The following is a 4,250-nucleotide window of genomic DNA, read 5'->3' on the forward strand; positions in this document are numbered from 1 at the left end:
GCAGGCCGTGGCCGTCGGTGAGCGCGGCGCGATAGACAGTATCCGCGGGGATGGCGGTAAACGCATTGCGGTAGAAGTCGTCGTCTTCGGCTGCGCTGTGGCCGGTGTGCGATGCCTGCGGCTCGGGGTCTTCGTGCACACCGCCGTCGGTGCGCGCGGCCACGGCATGCCAGGCCGGTGGCGCAGCCTCGGCGCCGCCGAGCTGGCGTTCAGCTTCGGCAAAAATATCGGCTGACAGGTTGGAATTCAGAAGGTCAGGTCTATCATCGTACTATTTAGCCGATTTACTGGCTCGCACGATCCGACCTACCGTCGTGAAATGCACTCCGAAGTAGTCTGCAATCTCCGCGTAGCTGTATCCGCCGCTCGCATGGCTCGCCACAATCGCTTCGTCGCGTGTGGCATGACTGCGGGCAATAATATCTAGCGGGGGCGGCGGCGCCCGCCTCTGGGACTTCGGAATATTGACGTCGTCCTGAACATTGGCGTGCTTCAGGCTACGAGCGACGAATTCATCATCGCCAAGAAACGCCTGGGCCTGAAGATTGCGCCAGATAGAGTCCGCGTCAATTCCGTCCAAAACAAAGGCCTTGTATCGTTGGCGAGCGACACGACGACGCTTTCCAAACGCGGCCAATAGACCGTCCGTTTCCAACCACGCGGGCGAGCGCACGATGCCCATCATCGTGGCATAACTACTCCAGGGCCATGCGCCGGGTCGCGTAACCATGCCTGCGCGAACGGGATTAAGCACAACATATCGCGACAGCTCCAGCAGATAGCTATCACCGTCGACGAGAATGCCCTTGAAGCGGCCTTGGAACAGGTGACCCGTGCGTCGATGGCGACGGTTGCTGTACTGGGCATACACGCCATTGAGTTGACGCATCCCTCGGGAGAGATTGGCGTCCGGTGTCTCGATGACCAGGTGGTAGTGATTGATCATCAAGCAATAGGCGTGGCACACCCAGTTGAGGTCTTACACCACCTGGCCGAGAATTTCGAGAAAACGCGTGCGATCCGTGGCGTCGTCGTAAATCACCTCGCGGCGATCACCGCGCTACGTCACGTGATACAACGCGCCAGCAAACTCGATTCGGATGGGGCGGGCCATGAGACCGCCACTATACGGATTGGGCAACCAATGCTACTTAGCTAGACCTGACCCCGTCTCGTCTTGCACGCATCTGACGATTTTGAGCGCGTTTCAATTCGCCCGCTTGCCAAGAATGACCCAAACGAACATCGGCGTGCCGACTAGCAAAAGAAATGCGACATAACCCAGCATGTGCGGGGCCAGCACAAGCACCATTGCCGTGACGATCGCTTCGATCAGTAAGCCAATTACGCCAAAAGCACGGGCAGCGGGGCTGCCCCAGAAGCTCTTTTGCTCAGGGCCATTCGTAATACGTGCATCAGCGTAGCGCTTGAACGCCAAACACAGTTCGTAGAAGGCTTCCCGATCCCGAGGATGGGGAATCAGCCGGTAGGAAAAACCTTGTTTCGGCCGGATATGCAGGTAAAGGCGCCCCTTTATGCCGAAATCGACCGCATCCGTGTCGTAGCTGGCGATGTCTTCGAAGGCGATACGGCCCTTACGGCTCAAGTTTAGGCCTTTTGAGTCCAGCGATGCGCGCTGGAACGGAAACATCAGCACCAAAATAACGAATGGCAATATAAGTGCTGATAATGAAAGAATAGACCAAATTGTGACGGCAATAGCAGCATTATTCACGTGTGGAAATACAACCTTCACACTTAGAAACATACTGCCCGCTATAAACAATATTTCTAAACACAGCAAAATTAAGGGCGCAAACTTCGAAGTTACCTTGACGCGACAGTCCTGGCTCGATGTTTCATTCATGGCATGACAGTTCTTGTGTTCACAGGTTTGGGCGTCCGATAAGCGATTCAGAAAAGATGACTCCAAAACCCCTCTTTTCGAGCCCAGCGATAATCAGCTTCCCCTAGATCCAGGGACATTACCAACTGTCGCTTGTTCAGAGCATCCGGCCAGTACTCGATCTTCAGGCCAACCCGGTCATACACATCCTCGTCGACCAGCACTTCAGTGTGTAATACTGCGGCCCCCGCATGTTGTTCGAGTTGGACCGCGTGCTGCAGGCGGTTGTCGGTAACGTAACGCACCGGGTCCCCCATGTGCTTGATGTAGCGATAGGCTTTGCGCGCTTCCGTGCCGCGTGGAATCAGATAATTGGCAATCGACTCGCCCCAACTGACATCCCGGGCGCGCATCTCCTGGCCCTCCAATGCGTCTTGCCGCGGCTTCAGTGCCGGATCGTGACTAAGCTGGCTGCCATGGAAGGCGATGACGCTATGGCCGCCGTCGCCGGCGAGCATGAGTTTATAGGCATAGTCACTGTAGTCACCAATACCCGGCATGATGATACGCAGTTGCACCCGATCACGACCGGGTTCGTTTTGCCAAACCAAACGGATGCTCAAGCCATAAACCACGTCCTGATAGGCCGCCAACTCCTGTTTCAAGCCGGAATACGCATCGCGTTCGGAGACAGCCGGATTGCGGTAGTAACAACGGGTAAACCAGACTTCCAGCGGCGTGTCAGTATTTTTCAATGCCAGGTAAGTCAGGTAGACGGCCGCACCCAACGCTACAAAAGCCAGCACGGTCCAACCGATGACCGGGATGGACGAGGCTCCCAACCCCAGCGCACTCACGGGGTCAGGTCTATCATCGTACTATTTACGATTTAGTCGATTTACTGGCTCGCACGATTCGACCTACCGTCGTGAAATGTACTCCGAAGTAGTCTGCAATCTCCTCGTAGCTGTATCCGCCGCTCGCATGGCTCGCCACAATCGCTTCGTCGCGTGTGGCATGACTGCGGGCAATAATATCTAGCGGGGGCGGCGGCGCCCGCCTCTGGGACTTCGGAATATTGACGTCGTCCTGAACATTGGCGTGCTTCAGGCTACGAGCGACGAATTCATCATCGCCAAGAAACGCCTGGGCCTGAAGATTGCGCCAGATAGAGTCCGCGTCAATTCCGTCCAAAACAAAGGCCTTGTATCGTTGGCGAGCGACACGACGACGCTTTCCAAACGCGGCTAATAGCCCGTCCGTTTCCAGCCACGCGGGCGAGCGCACGATGCCCATCATCGTGGCATAACTACTCCAGGGCCATGCGCCGGGTCGCGTAACCATGCCTGCGCGAACGGGATTAAGCACAACATATCGCGACAGCTCCAGCAGATAGCTATCACCGTCGACGAGAATGCCCTTGAAGCGGCCTTGGAACAGGTGACCCGTGCGTCGATGGCGACGGTTGCTGTACTGGGCATACACGCCATTGAGTTGACGCATCCCTCGGGAGAGGTTGGCGTCCGGTGTCTCGATAACCAAGTGGTAGTGATTGGTCATCAAGCAATAGGCGTGGCACACCCAGTTGAAGTCTTGAACGACCTGCCCGAGAATTTCGAGAAAACGCGCGCGGTCCGTGTCGTCTTCGTAAATCGCCTCCCGACGATCACCGCGCGAAGTCACGTGATACAACGCGCCAGCAAACTCGATTCGGATGGGCCGGGCCATACCACTGAGATTAGCTCGAGTTCGCAACCAATGCTACTTAGCTAGACCTGACCCCTGCCCCAGTGGACCCCTGCCCCAGCGTCAGCTCCAGCAGCACGGACTGGCCGATGAGCTTGTCGAGGGCGATGAACGGGGCGATGGACAGCGCGGTAAGCTCGAAGCGATAACCCGCGTCGTCGCTGATGGCTTACGTCAGCCGATCTTCCAAGCCGACACTAATAGCCTTCACTAGACCAGACGAAAAACCTGAAACCCGTAAGATTTCGGTTCGCCGCCCCTGCGCAGGCGATAGTTTGAGGTTTGCAGATCCACGGATTTAAAGTCCGTTTTACCCAGTGCGCGGAATGTCTGTTCTGCAATCAGAATACATGGGCGGAATCTGCGGCCAACCATATAACCTGTAAATAACAAAAACAGATACAAAGCCGCCGCTACACTGGATAACGTAACGATCAGTGGCTTAAGTGGCCCTACGTCATACCAGCCCCAAAACATCAATGCGCAACTAATACCACCAAAGATCAACCAAGCCAGAAAGGAGTAAGTTAATACTCGTTTCATATGCGCTCGCCGCCCGGCCGTTGCATGCGGATAAACACAAATCAATTGGTCGTCAACTCGTCTTAACGCTATCACTTCGTACGCTTGTGAATCCGACGGTATTGCGACCGCCTCG

6 protein-coding genes are annotated in these 4,250 nt (G+C 55.9%); 1 reads left to right on the forward strand and 5 read right to left on the reverse strand.

Annotation, left to right across the window (positions count from 1 at the left end):
- Positions 1-235, forward strand: a 235-nt coding sequence (locus C84B14_RS17860) for a hypothetical protein (RefSeq protein WP_353226091.1), incomplete at its 5' end; no start/stop codon positions are given.
- Positions 236-271: 36 nt separating this feature from the next.
- Here C84B14_RS17860 and C84B14_RS17865 read toward each other — a convergent pair.
- The 5 genes from C84B14_RS17865 to C84B14_RS17885 form a co-directional block, all read right to left on the reverse strand.
- On the reverse strand, positions 272-946 hold the full coding sequence (locus C84B14_RS17865; protein ID WP_353226101.1) for a transposase: 675 nt from the start codon (positions 944-946) through the stop codon (positions 272-274).
- 261 nt (positions 947-1,207) lie between these two features.
- A complete protein-coding gene (locus C84B14_RS17870; RefSeq protein WP_353226093.1) occupies positions 1,208-1,867 on the reverse strand; it encodes a hypothetical protein in 660 nt (219 codons plus the stop codon).
- A 47-nt stretch (positions 1,868-1,914) separates the two neighbouring features.
- The gene (locus C84B14_RS17875) at positions 1,915-2,703 is read right to left on the reverse strand and encodes a hypothetical protein (RefSeq protein ID WP_353226095.1); all 789 of its coding nucleotides are present in this window, start codon (positions 2,701-2,703) and stop codon (positions 1,915-1,917) included.
- A gap of 25 nt (positions 2,704-2,728) precedes the next feature.
- Entirely contained in the window at positions 2,729-3,574 is an 846-nt protein-coding gene (locus C84B14_RS17880) for a transposase (RefSeq protein WP_353226097.1), read from the reverse strand.
- Positions 3,575-3,802: 228 nt separating this feature from the next.
- On the reverse strand, positions 3,803-4,250 hold a 448-nt coding region (locus tag C84B14_RS17885), incomplete at its 5' end, for a hypothetical protein (RefSeq protein WP_353226099.1).

Origin of the sequence: Salinisphaera sp. C84B14 (assembly GCF_040361435.1) — a bacterium.
In the GTDB taxonomy this organism is placed as follows: domain Bacteria; phylum Pseudomonadota; class Gammaproteobacteria; order Nevskiales; family Salinisphaeraceae; genus Salinisphaera.

What these genes read in the sequence shown, in the direction of transcription:
- C84B14_RS17865 (WP_353226101.1), bottom strand. Translation starts at nt 946, where the DNA reads ATGATCAATCACTACCACCTGGTCATCGAGACACCGGACGCCAATCTC.
- C84B14_RS17870 (WP_353226093.1), bottom strand. Translation starts at nt 1,867, where the DNA reads ATGAATGAAACATCGAGCCAGGACTGTCGCGTCAAGGTAACTTCGAAG.
- C84B14_RS17880 (WP_353226097.1), bottom strand. Translation starts at nt 3,574, where the DNA reads ATGGCCCGGCCCATCCGAATCGAGTTTGCTGGCGCGTTGTATCACGTG.